Source organism: Cupriavidus plantarum (genome assembly GCF_905397285.1).
GTDB classification, from domain to species: Bacteria; Pseudomonadota; Gammaproteobacteria; order Burkholderiales; family Burkholderiaceae; genus Cupriavidus; species Cupriavidus plantarum.
The window spans coordinates 167,077-187,914 of record NZ_CAJPUX010000004.1 but is presented as its reverse complement, the minus strand read 5'-3'; the positions used below and the strand labels follow the sequence as shown (position 1 = coordinate 187,914).

Genomic DNA, 20,838 nt, shown 5'->3' with positions numbered 1-20,838 from the left:
CAACTGATATGTTAGTTGGCCATCCAATGGAGACCTGAAATGATGACCGAACGCCAGCGCCAGTTCCGGGCGCAATACAAGGCCGATATTCATCCCGCCTACAACGGGCTGCTGCACGTGATCGTGATCTACGGCGTCGGCGCCGCCGCGCTGTACTACGCCATCGGCAAACTGCACGACGTGACGTGGGAATGGATGCTGATCCTGCCCGTCTTCCTCGCGGGCAACTTCGTCGAGTGGTTCCTGCACCGGTATGTCATGCATCGGCGCATCGACGTGTTCGCGCTGCGGGCGATCTACGAGCGCCATACGCGGCAGCATCATCAGTACTTCACCGACCAGGAACCGACGATCGACACGACCCGGGAATTTCGCATCGTGTTCTTTCCGTGGCGCGTGCTGACGACGCTTGGAGTGGGCGGCTGCGGCCTTGGCTATCTGGCCTCGGTACTGTTCAACACCAATGCGGGCTACTTCGTCTTCATCACGATGGTGGCGCAGTACCTCGTCTACGAGACGTTCCACTACTGCTGCCACGTGCACGACAACTGGTTCGTCCGCAACATGCCGTTCGTCAACACGATTCGCCGGCACCACATCGCGCATCACAACATGGGCATCATGATGAAGTACAACATGAACCTCACGTTCCCGATCGCGGACTACATCATGGGGACGTCGGACTTGCGCCGTGGCCTCATCGGTCATCTGTTCAACGGCTACAGCGAGGAACACGTGAAGGAAGAACTGAAGCCCATCATCCAGAGATTCCGCACCGACCATTCGCGCGTGACGCTGGACGGCCCGGTGCTCGATGACGACGAGCGTCGCGCCATGGCGTGAACGCGGGGATGCACTGATGCGCGCCATGCATCAATGGCACGCAAATTTGCAATTCCCCTGCGACGCTGCGCCTGCGACCATGTGCGGATAACAACGCCAACATGGGAGACAAGGACATGACGCAGCAACACAACCCGAATCGCCGTCGCGTACTGCATGCGGGCGGCGCGCTGGCGGCGCTTGCCGCCACGCCGCTGCGCGCGGCGGAGGGCGGGGAAGGAGGCGCGAGCGCGGGCAAGGCCGCGCAAACGGACGTCACCGCGCGCCTCGCGCGCTATATGGTGTCCGCTCGCGACACCGCGCTGCCGGAAGACGTGCAGACCGCGACCAAGCATCGCATCCTGGATACGATTGGCGCGATGGTGTCGGGCGCGCGCATGCGGCCAGGCGAAATGGCCGTCAAGTATGTGCGGTCGCTGGGCGGCGCGCCGCAGGCCTCGGTTGTGGCAAGCTCGCTGCGCACCACGGCCGTCAACGCGGCCCTCGCCAACGCGATGTGCGCGCATGCGGACGAGACCGACGACTTCGAGCCCGTCACCAAGGCGCATCCCGGCAGCAGCGTGGTGCCCGCCGCCTTCGCGATGGGCGAAGTGGAAGGGCGCAGCGGTACCGAGATGATCCGCGCGGTCGCGCTGGGCTATGACCTGTGCTGCCGGCTGCTAATGGCCCTGGGCCCGGACCTCGTGCGCGGCTCGCATCGCAGCGCGGAAGGCACGTCATCCACGTTCGGTGCTCTGGGCGCGGCGGCATCGCTCGCGCGGCTCGATGAGACTGGCATGCGGTATGCCATCTCGTACTCTGCGCAGCAGGTGTCCGGGCTATGGAGCTGGGTCAAGGACAAGGACCATATCGAGAAGGCCTTCGACTTCGCCGGCATGGGCGCCCGCAATGGCGTTACTGCCGTATCGATGGTGCAGGCGGGCCTCACCGGTGTGCCGGACGTGCTCGACGGCACCCACAACCTGTTCATCGCGCTGTCCTCGGCGCCGAAACCCGAGGCGATGGTCGAGGGACTTGGCTCGCGCTTCTATGTGACGGAGACCGCGATCAAGACGTTCTCCGTCGGCTATCCGATCCAGTCGCCGCTCGACGCACTGCTGACGCTCCGCAAACAGCATGGTCTCACGCCGGACAGGGTGCGCGCGATCGTGGTGAAGCTGCCGACCGACGCGGTCGGCATCGTCGGCGATAGCGCGATGCCGGATGTCAACTGCCGGCACCTCGTCGCGGTGGCGCTGGTCAAGGGCGCGGTGTCATTCCACGACAGCCACGATGTGGCGCTGATGAAAGATCCTCGAATCGTCGCGGAGCGCGACAAGGTCACGATCGAGGGCAGCCAGCAGTTGATGGACCCCGCCGCGCCGCGCGGTGCCGTCGTCGAGGTAACCCTGGACGATGGCACCAAACTCACCCACTTCACGCGATTCCCGCCGGGCACGAAGGAAAACCCGCTGGATACCGCGGCGGTCAATGCCAAGGTGCGGGACCTGATTGCGCCCGTGCTCGGCAAGGACAAGGCAGGGAAGCTGATCGCGCGCGTGAACGACCTGGAACGGGTCGGCAATATCCGCGAGCTGCGATCGCTGCTCATGGCCTGATCGGCGAGTTCAGCGAATCCAGCACTCTCAGCGATTAGCCAGTTCGGCGGCCGGGTTCCATAACGTCGGATCGAACGGGTTGATCTGCTGGGTCACGGTCGCGGCCTCGCGTTTCATGAGGTCCACGACGATCGGCAGCCGGTCGGGACTGAGCCGCTCGATCAGCGTGCCGACGCCTAGCGCCGCCACCGCGCGTCCCTCGCGGTCGAGAATCGGCACCGCCACGCCGGCCATCCCTTCGAGCAGGCCCGTGCGGCGTGACGCATAGCCGCACTCGCGGATCAGTTCGACTTCGCTGCGCAGCGACACCTCGTCGTGCACGCCGAACTCGCGCAGTCTCGGCAGATTGAACTGGAGCACCGCCTCGCGTTCGGCCTCGGGCAGGAACGCGAGGATCGCCATCGCGGCCTGGCCCACGCCGAGCGGGACGCGACCGCCGACGCCGCCGGTGAATGTGCGGATCGCATAGGGACCTTCATTTCGGTCCAGGCAAATGGCGTCGAAGCCGCTGCGCACCAGCAGGAAGATCGCATCGTTGAGTCGCGCACCAAGACGCAGCAGCACGGGGCGGCATAACTGCCGTAACCCGTTGACATTCCCCGCCTGCGCCGCCAGCACGAAGAATTCGATGCCGAGCCGATAGCGCTTGGTGCGCGCGTCCTGCTCCACCATCCCCTCCTTGACCAGCGATTGCAGCACGCGGTGCGTGGTCGCCTGCGTCAGTCCCGCCTGTTCCGCCACATCCTTGACGCGCGATGCGCTCGCCTGGTGCATGGCGAGCACGCGCATGACGGCCATGATCCGGGCGGCGCCGCCTACGCCTGTTTCCTGAGGGTCTTCCATGAGTGGCAAGTTCCTGTTGACGGAACGAAATACGGGAAAAACAGCGTTCGAATTCCGTTCATCGAAATAAAAAAGAAAAAAATCTCGTTGAACCGAATTATCCACGCAAACGGGAATATTTCCTGCTCAAATGAACGTCAACACGATCCGAACGCGATCGGTACGCGATCAGAAGGAACCTGCCCCCATGTCATTCCTTACGTTGAGCAATGTGAACAAGTTCTATGGCGACCTTCAGGTCGTCAAGTCGATGAACTTGTCCGTGGAACAAGGCGAATTCGTTTCGCTGCTCGGCCCCTCGGGCTGCGGCAAGACGACCTGCCTGCAGATGATCGCGGGGTTCACGCCCGTCTCCCAGGGCCGTATCACCCTGGCCGGCCGCGATATCACGCACGCGCGCCCCAATACGCGGGGCCTCGGCATCGTGTTCCAGAGTTACGCGTTATTCCCGCACATGACCGTCGCGGAGAACGTGCGCTTCGGCCTTGAAATGCGCAAGGTCTCTCGCGCCGAACAGGAGGCGCGCGTCAAGCGCGTGCTCTCCCTCGTGCATCTGGAAGGTCGGGAGGGACGCTATCCGCGAGAGCTGTCCGGCGGTCAGCGTCAGCGCGTCGCATTGGCACGCGCGCTCGTGATCGAGCCGCCCGTGCTGCTGCTCGACGAGCCGCTGTCGAACCTCGACGCCAAGCTGCGCGAAGAGATGCAGTTCGAGCTGCGGCGCATCCAGCGGACGGTCGGTACTACCACCATCATGGTGACGCACGACCAGCACGAGGCGCTGTCCGTCAGCGATCGCGTGGTGGTGATGGAACAAGGCATGCTCGTGCAGGCGGACGCGCCTTACGCGCTGTACGAGCAGCCGTCCAATGCATTCGTTTCGTCTTTCGTCGGCAAGAGCAACCTGCTCCCCGGGCGAGTACGCGTCGATGCCAGCGGTGCCGCTGGCGTGGTGCTCGACGCGATGCCCGGGCTGCCGCTGGCCGCGCCCGCCGTGACACTGGCGGCGGGCACGGCCATCTTGTTCAGTCTGCGCCCCGAGAAGATCCGCCTGACATCGGCCGGCACGGGCCGTATCGATGGCCGCGTGGCCGAACGCTTCTTCCTCGGCAGCCACTGGCTCTATCGGCTGGAGACGCCGCTCGGAGAACTCGTGGCGATGTCCGGCAATGACGGCGCGGCCGCGGTGGCCGATGGCGCCACGACCGGCGTCTCGTGGGACGACGTCAGCGTGCGCGTGCTGCCGGCCGCGGCCAACACCACCGAGGCGGTGGCGGCATGAGCACGACCGTACCGGCTTCGGACACCGCGACGTCCGGCCCCTCCGGTGCGCCCGACGCACCGGGCCCCCGCCACGCCACCCCATGGCTGATGACGGCGCCCGGCGTGGTGCTGTTTCTCGTGATGCTCGTCACGCCGCTGGTACTGACCGCCGTGCTCGCGTTCGGCGTGTTCGACCACAACCTCGGCTCGATGGTCGACGGCGTGACGCTGTCCAACTTCGTGGCGATCGTCACGGATCCCTATTACTACGCCATTCTGTGGCGGACGTTCTGGATCGCGCTCGTCGTCACGTTCTTCAGCGTGGTGATCGGCGTGCCGGAGGCCTATATCCTCAGCCGCATGCGCAATCCGTGGCGATCGATCCTGCTCGTCGTGGTGCTCGCTCCGCTGCTCGTCTCGGTGGTCGTGCGCGCGTTCGGCTGGAGCATCCTGCTCGGCAACGGCGGGCTCGTGAACCAGTTGCTTCAGGCGCTCGGTTTCGAGGAAGTGAAGCTGCTTTACACGAACACGGCCATCATCATCGGCCTTGTGCACGTGATGCTGCCGTTCATGATCATCCCGGTGTGGACCACGCTCCAGAAGATCGACCCGAGTGCCGCCGACGCCGCGCTCTCGCTCAATGCCTCGTTCTTCACGACGCTGCGCCGTATCGTGCTGCCGCAGATGACGCCCGGCATCCTGTCTGGCAGCCTCATCGTGTTCGGCCTCAGCGCAAGCTCGTTCGCGATCCCCGGTCTGCTCGGCGGCCGCCGTCTCAAGATGGTGGCGACGCTGGTCTACGACGAGTATCTGAACACCCTCAACTGGCCGCTAGGCGCGGCGCTGGCCATCGTATTGCTGCTGGCCAATCTCTTGATCATGCTCAGCTACAACCGCTTGCTCGAGCAGCGTTATCGCAAGCGTCTGGGATAAGGGAAGAACGCGATGAACAAGAACGGACCGCTCGCCCTGATCTTCAATGCGCTTGTCGTGACCTTCACGCTTGCACCCCTCGTGGTCGTCTGCCTTGTGGCGTTCACGCCCGAAGAAACGCTCACGCTGCCCACTACGTCGTTCTCCCTGCGGTGGTTCCACACGCTGTTCGAGCACGACGAGTTTCTTCATTCGTTCTGGATCAGCCTGGGACTGGCCGCATGCAGTGCGACGTTGTGCTGCCTGATTGCCGTGCCCGCGGGCATTGCCATCACGCGCTACACGTTCCCCGGCCGCAACGCGATCAATGCGTTGCTGCTGTCGCCGCTGCTGATTCCCCACCTTGTGCTCGGCGTGGCGCTGATGCGCATGTTCTCGCTCGTCGGCGGCGCGGGCAGCCTCGGCTGGCTGCTGCTCGCCCACGCGATGGTCATCACTCCCTACGTGATGCGGCAGGTCGTGTCCGCGCTCGCGGGATTCGATGCCAGCGCGGAGCAGGCCGCCGTGTCCCTCGGCGCGAGCCGCGCCACGGTGTTTCGCCGCATTACGTTGCCCATGATCCTGCCCGGCGTCACCGGTGGCTGGATGCTGGCGTTCATCAATAGCTTCGACGAGGTCACGATGTCGGTGTTCGTCACGTCGCCGTCGACGGTGACGTTGCCGGTGCGCATGTATATGTACGCCACCGAGTCCGTCGATCCAATGATGGCCGCGGTGTCGGCGCTGATGATCGCGCTGACCGCGGTGGCGATGCTCGCGATCGACCGCGTCTACGGGCTCGATCGCATTCTCGTGGGGCGCTCGTGATGGCGGGACAGCTGCAACGGCTGCAGGAACTGCAGCGCGCGATGCTCGTGTTCGAACTCGATGGCGAGCGCTGCGAGGCGCTGGCGGGGGACACCGTGCTGACGGCGATCCTGACGCAACGTCACCGGCTGCGCGACAATGAATTCACGGCGACGCCGCGCGCGGGATTCTGCATGATGGGCGCGTGCCACGACTGCATCGTATGGACGGCCCGCGGCGAGCGCGTGCGGGCCTGCACGACGATGTTGCAGGCGGGCATGCGGTTGATGACGCAGCCCGCCCCGGCATCTGTGTCCGTCGGCGCCGCCTCCGTGGAGGCGCCATGACGGACCGGACCACCACCGCAGCGCCTCCGGCGACGGTGATCGTCGGTGCTGGCCCGGCGGGTGTGCGGGCGGCGCAGACGCTCGTGCGGCATGGCGTGCGGCCGCTCGTCGTCGATGAGGCCCCTCGCTGGGGCGGCCAGATATATCGGCAGCAACCGCCGGGTTTCGGACGGCCGGCAACGCAGCTGTATGGCTTCGAGGCCAGCCGGGCGCGGTCGATCCACGATACGTTCGCGGACCTGCTGCCGCACGTCGATTACCTGCCCGGACAACTCGTCTGGAATGCGGACGCGCGGCATCTCGATCTGTGGAGTGCTACGGCCGATCGTTACACGCAGGTGGCATGGCGGGACATCATTCTTGCGACGGGCGCAACCGATCGCATTCTCCCGGTGCCGGGCTGGACCACACCGGGCGTCTATGCGCTTGGCGGCGCGCAGATCGCGCTCAAGTTCCAGGGCTGCGCGATCGGCAGCGACGTGGTGTTCGCGGGCAGCGGGCCACTGCTGTACCTGGTCGCCTATCAATACCGCAAGGCCGGTGCGCGCGTGCGCGCCGTGCTCGACTATGCGACGCCGGGCGAGCAACTTCGCGCGGTACCCGCGATGAGCCGGCTGCCGGGCGTGCTGGCCAAGGGACTGTACTACGTTGCCTGGTTGCGCGCGCACGGGGTCCCCGTGCATCAGGGCGCGCGCCTCGTGGGCGTGGACGGTGATGCGCGGGTGAGCGCTGTGCGATGGCAGCCTCGGGATGCCGGCGATGTGCAAACGATTGCCTGCGACGCGCTCGGGTTTGGCTACGGCCTCCGCCCGGAGCACCAGCTCGCCGATCTGCTCGGCTGCCGCTTCGTGTTCGACGCGCAGCAGCGCGCGCACCTCGTCGAGCAGGATCGGGGCGTCACCACGGTGCCGGGCGTGTACGTGGCGGGCGACGGCGCGCGCATCCTCGGTGCCGATGGCGCCGAGCGCGCGGGTGAACGCGCGGCGCTACAACTGCTGGCGAAGCGAGGCATTTATCGCGACGATGCAAGGCTGGCGTCGCTCGACACCGAGCTCGCGCGCATCGAACGCTTCCGCACGGGCATCGAGCATGCCTTCCCATTCCCGCGCGACTGGGCTGCCGGGGTCACCGACGACACGCTGGTCTGCCGCTGCGAGGCCGTGACCGCGGGCGATATCCGCGAGACGGTCGCCACCCTTGGCGCGGACGAAATGAATCGCGTCAAGGCGCTGTGCCGGCTCGGCATGGGCCGTTGCCAGGGACGCATGTGCGGTGCGGCGGGCGCGGAGATCGTCGCGCACGCCTGCGGAAAGCCCATCGACGCTATCGGCCGGCTGCGCGGGCAGGCGCCCGTGAAACCGGTGCCGATCTCCGCGTTCGCGGCGGAAGAGCTCATCGCGCCGTCGCAAGAAGAGGTGCCACATGGCTGAGCGCCGATCGCTGAAGACCGACGTGCTGAAGACCGACGTGCTGAAGACCGACGTGCTGATCATCGGCGGCGGCATCGTCGGCACCTCTGCCGCCATCGCGCTGTGCCGGCGCGGCATGTCGGTGGTCCTGCTCGAGCGCGACCTGTGTGGCGCGCGTTCGAGCGGTATCAATTTTGGCGGCGTGCGGCGGCAGGGCCGTGCATTCGGGCAGCTGCCGCTCGCGCAGCGCGCGCATCGCATCTGGCAGTCGCTCCCAGCGTTGCTGGGTACCGATGGCGAGTATGTGCGCAGCGGGCATCTGAAGTTTGCGCGCACGGCCGAAGACTTCGGCAAGCTGGAGCGGTATCGCGATGGTGCCGCGGCTTACGGTCTGGATCTCGAACTGATCGGCGCGGCCGCGTTGCGCGACCGCTTCCCATGGGTCGGCGAAGGACTCGCCGGGGCCTCGCTGAGTCCCGAGGACGGACAGGCCAATCCGCGCCTCGTCGCCCCCGCATTCGCCCGCGCGGCGCGCGACGCGGGCACCGTGATCCGCGAGCGCGAGGAGGTGGTCGACGTCGGCCGCACGCATAACGGTTTCCACGCGTCGACCGCGTCGGGCCTGACCGTGCATGCCGCATCCCTGCTCAACTGCGCGGGAGCGTGGGCAGCCCCACTCGCCGCGCGCTTCGGGGACATCGTGCCGCTCACGCAGGGTCATCCCGCGATGGCGGTCACGGAGCCCATGCCGTACTTCCTGCCCCTGAGCCTCGGCATCGAAGGCGGCGATATCTATTGCCGGCAGGTCGCGCGCGGCAACGTCGTGTTCGGCGGCGGGCGCGTGGAACCGGGCGAGGCGGGCGTGGATGCGATCCGCTCGACGACGTCCGCGCTGTTCCGCCAGATGCGTAGTCTTGCCGCGCTGGTGCCGCGGCTCGAGCATGCCCAGATCATTCGCACATGGAGCGGCATCGAAGGCTATTTGCCGGACCGGCAGCCCGTGCTGTGCGCCAGTCCGGGCACGCCTGGACTGTTCCACGGTTTCGGGTTCTCGGGGGCGGGCTTCGAGATCGGTCCCGCCGCGGGTGAGGTGCTCGCGGAACTCGTCGTCGATGGGCAGACGCCGACGCCGATCGAGACCTTCGACCTGCGGCGCTTCGCGCCGACCCTGCCGCCCCCGCCGCCTCATCAACCTCTACAAACGCAACAACATAACCACGCCGCCACGGCCCCCACGACACAAGGAGCTCACTGATGAAACACTTCCTCACCGGACTCGGTGCGATCGCCGCGCTGTGCTGCGGCATGGTTACCGCGCAGGCCGCCACACGCACGCTCTACGTGGGCATGAACGGCGGCGCGATGGAGAAGACCTACTCCGAACACGTGTTCAAGGCCTTCGAGAAAGCCAACGACGTGAAGATCGTCGTGGTGCCCGGCACTTCGTCGGACATCCTCGCGAAGGCGCTCGCCGCACGCGCGAAGCCGCAGCTGCACCTGATGTTCCTCGACGACGGGCTGATGTACCGCGCCATCCGCATGGGCCTGTGCGAGAAGCAGCCGGCTTCGGCCAACACGAAGAAGCTCTATCCGCAGGCGCACATCGAGAACGATATGGCCACGGGCGTGACCATGAGCATGACGGGCATCGGCTACAACACCAAGATCTTCAAGGAGAAGGGCTGGGCGCCGCCGACGAGCTGGCAGGACCTCGGCGATCCGAAGTACAAGGGCAAGGTCGTGTTCCAGTCGCTGCCGTCGTCGACATTTGGCCTGCACGGCTTCCTGATGCTTAACCGGATTCGCGGTGGCAACGAGTCGAACGTGGAACCGGGCTTCAAGGCGTGGCCGACCACCGTGGGTCCGAACGTCCTCGAATACGTATCGAACTCCGCCAAGCTGTCGGAGATGGTGCAGTCCGGTGAAGCCGCGGTGTTCCCGTTCACGCCGAGCATGACCACGATCTTCCAGTCGCGCGGGCTGCCCGTCGCGTACGCGCCGCCGAAGGAGGGCGCAGTCGTGTTGATGGTCGCGCAATGCGTCATCGCCAACAATACCGAGCAGGAACTGTCGCAGAAGCTGGCCGCTTATCTGCTGAGTCCCGAAGCGCAGAAGGCCGCGCTCGAAGGCGGGTCGTACAACCCGACCAATACCGAGGTCACGGCGACGGGCAAGGCGGGTCAGGAGCTCGCGCAGATGAAGGACTACCTGAAGACCGCCGTGACTGTCGACTGGACGCAGATCAACCAGAACCGGTCGAACTGGGACCGCCAGTGGAACCGTCAGGTGGAGCGCTGATTCGCGATGCCTGAACGACTGCTCGTAGTGGTCAAGTCCGGCGGCGCCGCCGCGATGCCCGAGTGGCGCGCCGCATTCGCCGCGGCGCTGCCCGAGGCCGAGGTGCGCATGTGGGGCGAGCCCGGCATCGATGCGGCCGCGGTGACGCACGCGCTCGTGTGGGAGCCCGAGGCCGGCGTGCTGGCGAGCTTTCCGAACCTGCGGCTCGTCATCAGCACGGGCGCGGGCGTCGATCACGTGCTCGCCGATGCCGATTACCCGCGTCACGTCCCGCTCGCGCGAATGATTCTGCCGGAGACGCGTGAAGGCATGGCGGAGTTCGTCGGGATGTCCGCGCTGATGCTGATGCGCGACATGCGGACGATCGCGCGGCAACAGGCCGAGCGTCACTGGCGCATCCCGCCCGACATGCCGCTCGCGCGCCGTACGCGCGTGGGCGTACTCGGACTCGGGGCGCTCGGTCTTTATGCGGCGCGCTATCTTGCGACGCTTGGCTTTCAGACCTCGGGCTGGTCGCGCTCGCCCAAGACCATCGCGGGCGTCACGACGTCCCACGGCATGGCGCAGCTGCCAGCGTTCCTTGCGGACTGCGACATCCTGGTGAACCTGTTGCCGCAGACTGCGGACACCGTTGGCTTGCTCGACCGCGCGCGGCTATCGCTGCTGCCGCAGGGCGCCAGCGTGCTGAACGTCGGCCGTGCCGCGCACGTGGTCACCGCCGACCTGCTTGCGCTGCTCGATGCCGGCCATCTGTCGACGGCAATGCTCGACGTGTTCGACACCGAACCGTTGCCGAAGGACTCGCCGCTCTGGGACCACCCCCGCGTCGTGGTCACGCCGCATTGCGCATCAACCCCGTCGCGCACGGACCGCGCCCACCGCGCGGCCACGCTGATCCGCCTTGCCGAAGCGGGGGAACCGGTGCCGGATCTGTACGAAGCGGCGCGCGGGTATTGATGCACCGTTCAGCGGGCGATCGGCGCCGGCGTCGCGCGCCGAGCCGTCACCACCCGGTCCCACTGGTCCCACCGGTCCCACACCACGCCGGCGCACAACGGCAGCACCACCGCGCAGATATCTGCGGGGTTCCGCCGCGCACCCGCCTCAGGCGTCCGCGCCGCTCTCCTCGACGAGCCATTGCCGGAATGTCCGCGCCGCCACCGGTTCGGCGCGGTCCCGTGGCCACACCGCGTAATAGCCGCCGCCGAGGGACGCGCTCGCATCGCACGCGCGCACGAGCAGTCCGGCTTCGAGACAGCGATCGATCATATGACGCCAGCCGAGCACGATGCCCTGACCCTCGATGGCCATCTGCACGAGCACGGGATAGGTGTTGACGACCACTTCACGCTCGAAGCGCGTTTCGCGCAGACCATTGCGCGCGAACCACGCCGGCCAGGACATCCACTGGCGCTGCGCGTCCTCCAGCACGAGCAGCGATTCATTGGGCAAGTCGGACACCGACAGCGTCCGGCCGTTCAGATAGTGCGGCGCGCAGACGGGAAACACTTCCTCGTCATAGAGCCGCCGCGAGGCGACGCCGCTTGGCGCGCCTTCGCGCAGGTAGTAGAGGCCGATGTCGAAGTCGGTGCCGGCCAGCGAGGCGAGGCTGTCGTTGACGACGAGGCGGATACGGAAATCCGGATGGCGCGCCCGGAACGCGGCGAGTCGGGGCGTGAGCCACAGCACGGCTACGCCGGAAGAACACGCGACGGTCAGCTCGACCTGCCCCTTGCGCTTCATGACGTCCTCGGTCGCTTCCGCGCAATCCACGAGCAGGCGTTGCACCTGCTCCGCGTACTGCTGTCCGCTGACGGTCAGCCGCAGTGCGCGCGTCTCGCGGATGAAGAGCTTCTTGCCAAGAAAGCGTTCGAGCTGCGCGACCTGACGGCTGATTGCGCTCTGCGTCAGATGCAGCTCGGCGGCCGCACGCGTGAAGCTGCCGTGCCGCATCGCCGATTCGAAGGCGACCAGGCAGGGCAGCGGTGGTAGCGGAGAAATTCGCATGGGGATTGGCGTCTCGTGAAGCGGGGGTGGCGCCAATGGTAAACGCAACCATGGCGCTCCCTGCAAAAGACGTCCCATCGAGCAAGGCCCGTGCCACCGGCCTCGCCGTGCCCCCATCGGTCAGGCGTTGTGAATGCGGCCTGCCTGCATCACGAGTTCGATGCGGGCATCGGGACCGGCCAGGACGCGAATGTCCTTCAGCGGGTCGCCATCGACCACGAGCACATCGGCCAGCGCGCCGGCCGCGATCGTGCCGAGTTCGCCTTCGCGCTGCAGGATGTCGGCCGCGATCGACGTGGCCGAGCGCACCGCTTCCGCGTTGCCCAGCAGTTCTGCGCGAATCAGGAACTCTTCGGACTGGTACTGGTGCATTTCGCCAAGCAGATCGGAGCCGAAGCCCATCGGCACGCCTGCTTCCGCGTAGATGGCGAGCGAGGCGCGGCCGGCTTCCCGCACGGTCTCGATCTTGGCCACCGAGTCGGCGGGCAGGCCGAGGCGTGCGCCATCGCGCGCGAGCGCGTCATAGGTAATCAGCGTCGGCACCACGAACGCACCATGCTCGCGCATCACGCGCGCGGCGGCCATATCGACGAGATTGCCGTGTTCGATCGTGCGGGCGCCGCATCGCACCGCGCGGGTGATCGCGCGCCCCGTGTAGGCATGGGCCATCACGTACGTCTGTGCGGCTTCCGCCTCGGCGACGATGGCGCGGATTTCTTCCTCGCTGTACTGCGTATTGCCGATCGGATCGGTCGGCGACGCGACGCCGCCGGAGGCCATGATCTTGATCTGCGTGGCGCCCTTCTGGATCTCCTCGCGCACCGCGAGTCGTACGGCATCCACGCCATCCGCCACGCGCGCGATCGCACCGGCACGGAACGCGCACGAGCAGGGTTCGAGCACATCGCTGCGCGGACGGAAGTCGCCGTGGCCGCCCGTCTGAGAGAGCGCCTTGCCTGACGGGAAGATCCGGGGGCCGGGGACGAGGCCTGTGGCCACCGCCTGCGAGAGGCCCCAGTCGGCACCGCCCGCGTCGCGCACGGTGGTGAAGCCGCGCTCGAGCATGCCGCGCATGATCGGCATCGCGCGGAACGCCACCAGTACATTGGGCTGCACCGCGTTGATGCCCAGGTTGGCCAGCGACGCGAGCACGTGAACGTGGAGGTCGATCAGGCCAGGCATCACCGTCTTGCCCGCGACGTCGATCACCTTCGCATTGGGCGCGTGGATCGGGGTGCCGGAGACTTCGACGATGCGCTCGCCGTCGATCAGGACATCGTGTCGTTGGCGCAGATTGCCGCGGACGGGGTCGAGGACGTTGCCGCCCTTGAAAAGCAGTTGAGTCATGTTGAGTCGTTACTTGCGCAGATAGGCGGGCTCGCGCACCAGTCGCGTGCCGCAGAAGCTGATGGCCGCGGCGATCATCACGTAGATCGCGGGCGCCATCGTGCTGCCCGTGCTGGCGATCAGCCACGTGATGAAGAACGACGCGAAGCCACCGAAGATCGTCACTGCAAGGTTATAGGCGACGGACAGTCCCGTGGACAGCACCTTGGCGGGGAACAGTTCCGAGAAGGCCGCGAGGATCGGACCGGTGTACGTCGCGATGAGCACGCCGAACACGATCTGGAACACAAGCAGCGAGGCGAGGCCCGGCACCGCATTGATGTACGCGAACATCGGCCATGCCAGCACGAAGATCAGCGCGGCGGAGCCGGATAGCAGCCCGCGGCGGCCGTGGCGATCGGCGATGCGGCCGACGATCGGCGCGAACACCATGATGGCGAGGCCACCGGCCATACCGGCGACGAAGCCCGTCGATTGGGGCACGTGCAGGACCTTGACGGCGTACGTCGGCATGTAGAACAGCAGCACGTACGTGCACACGGTCCACAGGATCACCATCGAGAAGCTTGCGGCGGTCTGGCGCGGGTAGTCGCGCAGCACTTCCTTCAGCGGCGAGTCGGTCTTGTCCGTGGCGGCCTGGAACGTCGGCGTCTCGTCGAGGTGATGACGGATGTAGTAGCCGACCGGGCCGATGATCATGCCGATAAGGAATGGCAGGCGCCAGCCCCAGCTGTTCAGCGCTTCGGTACTCAGCGACGCCGTGACGAACGTGCCCACGGCCGCGCCAAGCAGCACGGCCACGCCGATGCTCGCCTGAATCCAGCTCGAGTAATACGCGCGCTGATCCTCGGGCGCGTATTCGGTGAGGAACGCGGTGGCGCCCCCCATCTCGCCGCCGGCGGAGAAGCCCTGCATCAGGCGGGCGATGACGATGAGCATCGGCGCGAACAGGCCGATCTGTTCATAGGTCGGTGCGATGCCGATCAGCGTCGTGCCGGCCGCCATCAGCAGGATGGTCAGCGACAGTGCCGCCTTGCGGCCCACGCGGTCCGCGTAGACGCCGAGCAGGATGCCGCCCACGGGCCGCATGAAGAAGCCGACGCCGAACGTCGCCACGGCCAGCAGCAGCGACGTCAGTTCATTGCCGGTCGGAAAGAACAGCTTGGCGATGATCACCGCGAAGAAGCTGTACACGGTGAAGTCGAACCATTCGAGGCCGTTGCCGATGACGGTGGCAACGATGGCGCGGCGGCGCTGGCTCGCCCCGACATGGGGTGGCGCGCTGGTGGCGGGTGAAGCGCGGCGGGCAGGGGCGCTGGCATGCATGGGGTCACTCTCCCTTGGTCGGTCTGTAGTCGGTCCTTCTAGGCTCTGACCGATGTTAGGGGCGGGCGTATGACGCGACAAACGATTGCTGCGCATGCATGCATGACGAGAGCGCATGCGTATCAGGGTCTTCCCTGATACGGGCTTGTTTGCATTTATACGCGAACTTATGCAAAGTGGCGGCATGAACCCCCACCCCCTGTTCCGCCCGCCGCCCGCCACCTTTACCGTAGGCGATCGCGCGTATCGCCACATCGATCTGCGCGCGTGGATCGGCCCGTCGCTCCCGCGATTGCCCGTGGTGCTGCGGCTGCTCGCCGAGAATGTCGCGCGCAACATGGAGGGCGATGAACGCCAGCACGCCATCGCGGCCATCGTTGCCTGGCTGGAGTCGGGTACCAGCGAAGCGGAGATCGAGTTCCAGCCCGCACGCGTGTTGATGCACGACACGACGAGCACCCCTGCGCTCGTCGATATCGCCGCCATGCGCGACGCGCTGGCGGAGGCGGGCGCCGATCCGGCCGCGCTGAGCCCGACGTTGCCCGTCGATGCATCGGTCGACCATTCGCTCGCCGTCGAAGCGTTCGCGCGCGGCGATGCGGCGGCCGAGAACCTGCGTATCGAATGCCAGCGCAATGCCGAGCGTTACGGTTTCCTGCGTTGGGCGTCGCGCGCATTGCGGGGCGTGCGGATCCATCCGCCCGGCACGGGCATCATGCATACGATCAACCTCGAGCAGCTGGCCACGGTGGTCACCACCGTCGAACGCGATGGCGAGATGTGGGCGGTGCCCGATACGCTCATCGGCACCGACAGTCATACGCCGATGATCAATGGCATCGGCGTGCTGGGCTGGGGCGTGGGTGGGCTCGAGGCGCAGACCGTGATGTTCGGGATGCCGGTGATGCAGCGGATTCCCGATGTCATTGGTGTGCGCCTGACGCATACGTTGCCGGCGGGTACGCTCGCCACCGATCTCGCGCTCACCGTCACCCAGCGTCTGCGGGCCATCGGCGTGTCGGGCGAGTTCGTCGAGTTCTTTGGGCCGGGTGTGTCGGCATTGAGCGCTGGGGATCGCGCGGTGGTGGCCAATATGGCGCCAGAGTATGGCGCGACCACGGGCTTCTTTCCGGTGGATGCGCGGACGCTCGACTATCTGCGGACGACGGGGCGCGAGGCGGGGCATATCGCGCTCGTGCGCGAGTACGCGATGCGCGCTGGGCTGTGGTTCGATCCCGAGGCTACGCCCCGCTACACGCGGACGATCGAGATCGACCTGTCCACGGTTGGCATGCATGTCGCCGGTCCGCGGCGGCCGCAGGATCTGCTGCCCTATAAGGACACCGCGCGCGCCCTTGCGGCATTTCCGATCGATGGGGCGGCGCGCAACGGATCGATGCCCACGTATCCCGTAGCCATTGCGGCCATCACGAGTTGCACCAACACGTCCGACCCCGCGCTGCTGATGTCTGCGGGCATCGTCGCCCGCAAGGCCCGCGCCCGCGGGCTGACGGTCGCACCGTGGATCAAGACGTCGCTGGCCCCGGGCTCGCCGGCGGCCGCGCGATATCTCGAACGCAGCGGACTGCTGGAAGACCTGTCGGCGGTGGGATTCGATATCGTTGGCTTCGGCTGCACCACCTGCATCGGCAACTCGGGCCCGCTGACGCAGCCAATGCGCGATGCCATCGCGCGGCAATCCGCACGTCCTGTGGCGATGCTGTCCGGCAACCGCAATTTCCCGGGCCGTATCCATCCAGATCTCGACCTCGCGTTCATCATGTCGCCCCCACTGGTTATCGCCTTCGCGCTCGCGGGCGATGCGGCGCGCGACCTGAGCAGGGAGCCCGTGCAAATCGCCCCCGATGGCACGCCTGTCTATCTCGCCGACCTCTGGCCGACGCGCGGGGACATCGACGCCGCGCTCGCCTCCGGCGAGGCGCCTGGCGACTACGCCGTAGCATTCGCGCAGGCGTCGCGCAATCCGGCATGGGCCGAGCTGCCTGTCACGAGCAGCGCCCGGTATCCGTGGCGCGACACATCCACGACGCTGCGCCGGCCGCCGTTCGCGTCGACCGACCCACAGTGGGGCTCGCAACTGGGCAAGTACACCGCCTGGCCCCTGCTGGTCCTTGGCGACGACGTCACCACCGACCATATCTCGCCCGCCAGCGCGATTCCTCGGGACAGCTTCGTCGCCGACTTCCTCGTCAGCCGCGGCGACGATCGCGACGACCTCAATGTGTTCGCTTCGCGCCGCGGCAACTGGGAGGCGATGGTGCGCGCGGCGTTCTACAACCGCACGCTCGTCAACCTGCTGCAACCCGACGCGCCTACCGCGCATACCCTGCACGTACCCAGCGGCGAGGTGCTGCCGATCTTCGAAGCGGCAGAGCGATACCGGCAGGCTGCCGAGGCCGTCGTGCTAATTGCGGGCGCGCGCTACGGCACGGGCTCCTCGCGCGACTGGGCCGCAAAGGGGCAGCGGCTGCTCGGCATTCGCGCGGTACTGGCCACGAGCTTCGAGCGGATCCATCGTTCCAACCTCATCGGCATGGGCATCCTGCCGCTGCGGATGCCGGACGGCGTCGATCCCCACACGCTGGCCATCCGGCCCGGCGACCGTTTGCACATCGAGGCCGATGCGACCACACTCATGCCGCGATGTACCATACCGGTCCGGATCGAACGAGCGGATGGGCGCGTGGAAGCGTTCGACGCCGTCGCCGCGGTGGAGACCCGGCGTGAGGTCGCCCTGCTGCGGCACGGCGGCGTGATTCCGGCCATCCTGCAACAGACGCTCGCGGAACAGGGAATGTCTCCATCGTCACCGTCACCGTCCTTGTCATCGTCCTCGTTACCGCCCGCCTCATGACTCAAGACCGGTCGATCGCCCTCCAGGTCGTCAACCAGATCGTCGCGCTGATCCACGCCGAGCAGCTGCCGGTGGGCACACACCTGCCGGCGCAGATGCTAGCGGACCGCCTGCGCGTCTCGCGCTCGCCCGTCAACGAGGCGCTGGCGCTGCTGCACGAAAAGGGCATCGTCACGCGCGAGAAACATCGCGGCTTCTTCGTCGCGCGGCCGGTGGAAACGCTGGAAGCCGCGACGCCGGACACGGTCACGGCGGCGTACTTCCAGCTGGCCGAAGATCTGCTCGACGGCGACCTGCCGATGGAAGTCGCGGAGCAAACGCTGCGCGCGCGCTACGGCCTGACGGCCGCGCAACTGAACACCATGCTCACGCGCATTGCGCGGGAAGGCTGGGGCGAGCGCAAACCGGGCTACGGGTGGCAGTTCTCGACGATGCTGACGACCCCCGACTCGCTGCTGCAGTCCTACCGCATGCGGCTCGCGCTGGAACCCGCTGCATTGCTCGAGCCGGGCTATACGCTGGACGCCCGCACCCTCGAACGCCTGCGCGCGGCGGAACAGCACCTGCTCGACGGTGGCATCGATACCGACACCGCCGACCAACTACACGACCGCGGCGTCCGGTTCCACGAAGCACTGGTCGAAGCATCGGGCAACGCGTTCTTCATCGACGCCATCCGCCGCGTCAACCGCGTCCGCCGGCTCCTTTCCTACCGCTCGACCCGCAACCGCACGCGCTACGCCGCGCACGCACGGCAGCACCTGCACATCCTGTCGCTGCTGGAACATGGCCGCAACGAAGACGCTTCACGAGCCATGCGCGAACATCTCGAACATACGCTGACGGCGCTGGCGAGCATCCGGGACGTACTGGCGCGGTAGCACGGACAAATCGTAGAATTGCCAGAAGCTCGGCAAGTGGCCCCTGATACACTGACTGCGGTTGCACATGTGATTGCGTTCGAAGAGGGCGGTCACCGTGCGGGTGCGGTTGAAGTCTTGCCTTTGCAATAACGATGAACGAAGCTGATGACAAAGGTTCGGCGGAATGCCGCGCAAGAACATCTCCATATCGCGGCTCGCAAAAGCACAAAAACCGGCCGATCGAGACGCGTAAGGGCACACTTTGCCCGGAGTGGACCCATCGAGTCGAGTCAGGGGGCTACGCGGGCGATCCTTTCCAGCACGACTGGACGATGACGGCAGCACATCGCATGTTCGAGGCATCCATCGAATGGCAGAATGGCCGCAGACGGTTTGCTACGGCGAATGGCATTGCGTTCGAGGCGAAGCTCAGCGGTGATGAGACGTGGCATGGCTACCCGATTCCATGGGAAAGCGTGCCGGCGGAGATTCTGCGCTCGTGGCGAGAGGAAGGGAAAGTGTCCAAGCGCGATCTTCGGCTATACCGACCGGCCGGCGCCGGAGATCTCCATTGGGCCTTGACCAGTGATGTCGCATGAACGAATTCATAACCTTTGGTTCACCAGACCGATTCGAAATCGCAGCGCGATGGACGAGTGACATCGAGGAGCGGTCTCGTCTGCCGCTGGAGGAAGGCTGGTCGACAGCGGACCTGCGGATTACCGTAGGCCATCAAGTCCTGACAGAAAATCGGTTTGGAGATGCGACGCGAGACCATCTGTCTTGGTATTTGTCTCCAATATTGGAATGGCTTATCCAGTCATGGACATGGCTATTGCATGAGCAAGGCTACGCGTGGAGTGACAAGTCGGGCGAACCGGCCGCAGCCGCGACGTTCGTTGCATTGGAGCGCGCCATTGCATCGTCCGATCCGCACCACCTTGCGCTGTACAAGCGAACGCAGGATTGGTGGCGCCGTCATTCACTTCGCGCGGCGGACGCCAGTGCGCTATATCCGGACGTCTACTTTCGCCGGATGGCGGACGACATCGAGATTTCGTGGCTCGACAGGCAGCCTTCGTTTGCACCGGACGGATTTCTACTCGCGCTACGGCCTGGATATGCGTTGCTCCCGGTACGCGCCGTTGCAGAGCCCCTATGGCAATTTCTCGATTGGGCGACAACGACCGCCATCACGCAATCGGAAGCAGACACATCGCGCGTCGCGTTGCTTCGCAGCGATTTTCTGAAGCTCCGGCGCACGCCAGTCAGTGAACTCGAGGTGCGCCATGTGGGGACAAGCATTCAGAGCATGCTCACCGATGCCCGTCGCGACATGGCGTTGGAGCATGAGCTGAACCTCGTTGATGACATCCCCGCGATCGAGCATCTGGACGCCGCCGTGCTGATGTTCGGTGGCATCAACGTCGCGATCGAAGAATGCGACGTGAATCGCCTTGTCCAGTTTCTCCACCGATATCGCGGCGGAATTGAGAAAGGCGTGCTTCATGAGATCACAGGAAACCCGGAAGTGGAGTTGTGGTGCCCACCCTACGAGGAGGGATACAGGCTAGCGGAGGAGGTACGGGACGAACTGGGTATTCCCGCCAACCAACTATTCGTCGATATTCAACACATTCTCGATTGTTTGGGGATTGCGATCGAGGACGTCGAGCTCGCTACGGATTCTGTCAGGGGCGTCGCCGTCGCGGGCAGTGGCTTTTCGCCGGCGATCATGGTCAATACGAAGAGCGCCTTCAACGCCAATACGGCGGGAAGACGGTTCACGTTGGCGCACGAGTTGTGCCATATCCTTTTTGATCGCACGCATGCCCGGAAGATTTCGCATGTCAGTGGACCTTGGGCACCGGCGAGAACCGAGAAACGCGCCAATGCATTCGCAGCAATGTTCCTGGCGTCGAACGCCTCGCTTGCGAAGCGTCTCGATGGGGTCGATCAAGTCAAGATCGCTCAGTTGGCGAAAGAGGCGGGCATCGGATACTCGGCGTTGGTCGAACACCTCTACAACGTCGATCTCATCGGGGACAACGAAAGGGAGCGCTTGAGAGGCTTGTAAGCCATGCTGCCCCGCAGGCCGATCCC

General features: G+C 66.0%; 18 protein-coding genes. 14 read left to right on the top strand and 4 right to left on the bottom strand.

Annotated elements, in window-relative coordinates; genetic code table 11:
- The first annotated feature begins 39 nt into the window (after positions 1-39).
- Both KHP16_RS18435 and KHP16_RS18430 read left to right on the top strand, forming a co-directional pair.
- The gene (locus tag KHP16_RS18435) at positions 40-843 is read left to right on the top strand and encodes a sterol desaturase family protein (RefSeq protein WP_109584511.1); all 804 of its coding nucleotides are present in this window, start codon (positions 40-42) and stop codon (positions 841-843) included.
- Positions 844-959: 116 nt separating this feature from the next.
- Complete coding sequence (locus tag KHP16_RS18430) at positions 960-2,441, top strand: MmgE/PrpD family protein (protein WP_109584512.1); 1,482 nt, start codon at positions 960-962, stop codon at positions 2,439-2,441.
- Between the two features lie 27 nt (positions 2,442-2,468).
- Here the strand turns inward: KHP16_RS18430 and KHP16_RS18425 are convergent, their stop codons facing one another.
- Positions 2,469-3,284 (bottom strand): IclR family transcriptional regulator, encoded by an 816-nt coding sequence (locus KHP16_RS18425; protein ID WP_109584513.1) that lies wholly within the window; start codon positions 3,282-3,284, stop codon positions 2,469-2,471.
- A 187-nt stretch (positions 3,285-3,471) separates the two neighbouring features.
- Here KHP16_RS18425 and KHP16_RS18420 point away from each other — a divergent pair, with 187 nt between their 5' ends.
- Genes KHP16_RS18420 through KHP16_RS18385 form a run of 8 tightly spaced genes read left to right on the top strand, consistent with a single transcriptional unit; the run spans position 3,472 to position 11,274 of the window.
- Complete coding sequence (locus tag KHP16_RS18420) at positions 3,472-4,563, top strand: ABC transporter ATP-binding protein (protein ID WP_211960861.1); 1,092 nt, start codon at positions 3,472-3,474, stop codon at positions 4,561-4,563.
- Positions 4,560-5,477: an ABC transporter permease gene (locus tag KHP16_RS18415; RefSeq protein ID WP_211960860.1), complete on the top strand. Its 918-nt coding sequence runs from the start codon at positions 4,560-4,562 to the stop codon at positions 5,475-5,477. The genes KHP16_RS18420 and KHP16_RS18415 overlap by 4 nt, the downstream gene beginning before the upstream one ends.
- Before the next feature lie 12 nt (positions 5,478-5,489).
- On the top strand, positions 5,490-6,284 hold the full coding sequence (locus KHP16_RS18410; protein ID WP_109584515.1) for an ABC transporter permease: 795 nt from the start codon (positions 5,490-5,492) through the stop codon (positions 6,282-6,284).
- On the top strand, positions 6,284-6,610 hold the full coding sequence (locus tag KHP16_RS18405; protein WP_109584516.1) for a (2Fe-2S)-binding protein: 327 nt from the start codon (positions 6,284-6,286) through the stop codon (positions 6,608-6,610). The genes KHP16_RS18410 and KHP16_RS18405 overlap by 1 nt, the downstream gene beginning before the upstream one ends.
- Positions 6,607-8,040 (top strand): FAD/NAD(P)-dependent oxidoreductase, encoded by a 1,434-nt coding sequence (locus KHP16_RS18400; RefSeq protein ID WP_211960859.1) that lies wholly within the window; start codon positions 6,607-6,609, stop codon positions 8,038-8,040. Before KHP16_RS18405 ends, KHP16_RS18400 begins: the two co-directional genes overlap by 4 nt.
- Positions 8,033-9,274 (top strand): NAD(P)/FAD-dependent oxidoreductase, encoded by a 1,242-nt coding sequence (locus tag KHP16_RS18395; RefSeq protein WP_211960858.1) that lies wholly within the window; start codon positions 8,033-8,035, stop codon positions 9,272-9,274. Before KHP16_RS18400 ends, KHP16_RS18395 begins: the two co-directional genes overlap by 8 nt.
- Entirely contained in the window at positions 9,274-10,317 is a 1,044-nt protein-coding gene (locus KHP16_RS18390; protein WP_109584519.1) for an ABC transporter substrate-binding protein, read from the top strand. The genes KHP16_RS18395 and KHP16_RS18390 overlap by 1 nt, the downstream gene beginning before the upstream one ends.
- A 6-nt stretch (positions 10,318-10,323) precedes the next feature.
- Entirely contained in the window at positions 10,324-11,274 is a 951-nt protein-coding gene (locus tag KHP16_RS18385) for a 2-hydroxyacid dehydrogenase (RefSeq protein ID WP_211960857.1), read from the top strand.
- Between the two features lie 147 nt (positions 11,275-11,421).
- Here the strand turns inward: KHP16_RS18385 and KHP16_RS18380 are convergent, their stop codons facing one another.
- From KHP16_RS18380 to KHP16_RS18370, 3 genes are all read right to left on the bottom strand, one after another.
- A complete protein-coding gene (locus tag KHP16_RS18380; RefSeq protein ID WP_109584520.1) occupies positions 11,422-12,324 on the bottom strand; it encodes a LysR substrate-binding domain-containing protein in 903 nt (300 codons plus the stop codon).
- 120 nt (positions 12,325-12,444) lie between these two features.
- Positions 12,445-13,671 carry a metal-dependent hydrolase family protein gene (locus tag KHP16_RS18375; RefSeq protein ID WP_115955285.1) on the bottom strand — a complete coding sequence of 409 codons (1,227 nt, stop codon included), beginning with the start codon at positions 13,669-13,671 and terminating at the stop codon, positions 12,445-12,447.
- A 9-nt stretch (positions 13,672-13,680) separates the two neighbouring features.
- Positions 13,681-14,997 carry an MFS transporter gene (locus KHP16_RS18370; RefSeq protein WP_109584522.1) on the bottom strand — a complete coding sequence of 439 codons (1,317 nt, stop codon included), beginning with the start codon at positions 14,995-14,997 and terminating at the stop codon, positions 13,681-13,683.
- 184 nt (positions 14,998-15,181) lie between these two features.
- Here KHP16_RS18370 and acnA point away from each other — a divergent pair, with 184 nt between their 5' ends.
- The 4 genes from acnA to KHP16_RS18350 all read left to right on the top strand — a co-directional run bounded on the left by acnA (position 15,182) and on the right by KHP16_RS18350 (position 20,812).
- Positions 15,182-17,872, top strand: a complete 2,691-nt coding sequence (acnA, locus tag KHP16_RS18365) for an aconitate hydratase AcnA (RefSeq protein WP_211960856.1) — start codon at positions 15,182-15,184, stop codon at positions 17,870-17,872.
- Positions 17,869-18,753 carry a GntR family transcriptional regulator gene (locus KHP16_RS18360; protein WP_211960855.1) on the top strand — a complete coding sequence of 295 codons (885 nt, stop codon included), beginning with the start codon at positions 17,869-17,871 and terminating at the stop codon, positions 18,751-18,753. The genes acnA and KHP16_RS18360 overlap by 4 nt, the downstream gene beginning before the upstream one ends.
- A gap of 134 nt (positions 18,754-18,887) precedes the next feature.
- The gene (locus tag KHP16_RS18355; RefSeq protein ID WP_211960854.1) at positions 18,888-19,334 is read left to right on the top strand and encodes a hypothetical protein; all 447 of its coding nucleotides are present in this window, start codon (positions 18,888-18,890) and stop codon (positions 19,332-19,334) included.
- The gene (locus tag KHP16_RS18350) at positions 19,331-20,812 is read left to right on the top strand and encodes an ImmA/IrrE family metallo-endopeptidase (RefSeq protein WP_211960853.1); all 1,482 of its coding nucleotides are present in this window, start codon (positions 19,331-19,333) and stop codon (positions 20,810-20,812) included. Before KHP16_RS18355 ends, KHP16_RS18350 begins: the two co-directional genes overlap by 4 nt.
- Positions 20,813-20,838 lie beyond the last annotated feature (26 nt).

Coding starts and splice junctions, on each gene's coding strand:
- KHP16_RS18425 (WP_109584513.1), bottom strand. CDS start 3,284: ATGGAAGACCCTCAGGAAACAGGCGTAGGCGGCGCCGCCCGGATCATG.
- KHP16_RS18410 (WP_109584515.1), top strand. CDS start 5,490: ATGAACAAGAACGGACCGCTCGCCCTGATCTTCAATGCGCTTGTCGTG.
- KHP16_RS18430 (WP_109584512.1), top strand. CDS start 960: ATGACGCAGCAACACAACCCGAATCGCCGTCGCGTACTGCATGCGGGC.
- acnA (WP_211960856.1), top strand. CDS start 15,182: ATGAACCCCCACCCCCTGTTCCGCCCGCCGCCCGCCACCTTTACCGTA.
- KHP16_RS18380 (WP_109584520.1), bottom strand. CDS start 12,324: ATGCGAATTTCTCCGCTACCACCGCTGCCCTGCCTGGTCGCCTTCGAA.
- KHP16_RS18395 (WP_211960858.1), top strand. CDS start 8,033: ATGGCTGAGCGCCGATCGCTGAAGACCGACGTGCTGAAGACCGACGTG.
- KHP16_RS18350 (WP_211960853.1), top strand. CDS start 19,331: ATGAACGAATTCATAACCTTTGGTTCACCAGACCGATTCGAAATCGCA.
- KHP16_RS18360 (WP_211960855.1), top strand. CDS start 17,869: ATGACTCAAGACCGGTCGATCGCCCTCCAGGTCGTCAACCAGATCGTC.
- KHP16_RS18355 (WP_211960854.1), top strand. CDS start 18,888: ATGAACGAAGCTGATGACAAAGGTTCGGCGGAATGCCGCGCAAGAACA.
- KHP16_RS18385 (WP_211960857.1), top strand. CDS start 10,324: ATGCCTGAACGACTGCTCGTAGTGGTCAAGTCCGGCGGCGCCGCCGCG.
- KHP16_RS18420 (WP_211960861.1), top strand. CDS start 3,472: ATGTCATTCCTTACGTTGAGCAATGTGAACAAGTTCTATGGCGACCTT.
- KHP16_RS18435 (WP_109584511.1), top strand. CDS start 40: ATGATGACCGAACGCCAGCGCCAGTTCCGGGCGCAATACAAGGCCGAT.
- KHP16_RS18405 (WP_109584516.1), top strand. CDS start 6,284: ATGGCGGGACAGCTGCAACGGCTGCAGGAACTGCAGCGCGCGATGCTC.
- KHP16_RS18370 (WP_109584522.1), bottom strand. CDS start 14,997: ATGCATGCCAGCGCCCCTGCCCGCCGCGCTTCACCCGCCACCAGCGCG.
- KHP16_RS18400 (WP_211960859.1), top strand. CDS start 6,607: ATGACGGACCGGACCACCACCGCAGCGCCTCCGGCGACGGTGATCGTC.
- KHP16_RS18375 (WP_115955285.1), bottom strand. CDS start 13,671: ATGACTCAACTGCTTTTCAAGGGCGGCAACGTCCTCGACCCCGTCCGC.
- KHP16_RS18390 (WP_109584519.1), top strand. CDS start 9,274: ATGAAACACTTCCTCACCGGACTCGGTGCGATCGCCGCGCTGTGCTGC.
- KHP16_RS18415 (WP_211960860.1), top strand. CDS start 4,560: ATGAGCACGACCGTACCGGCTTCGGACACCGCGACGTCCGGCCCCTCC.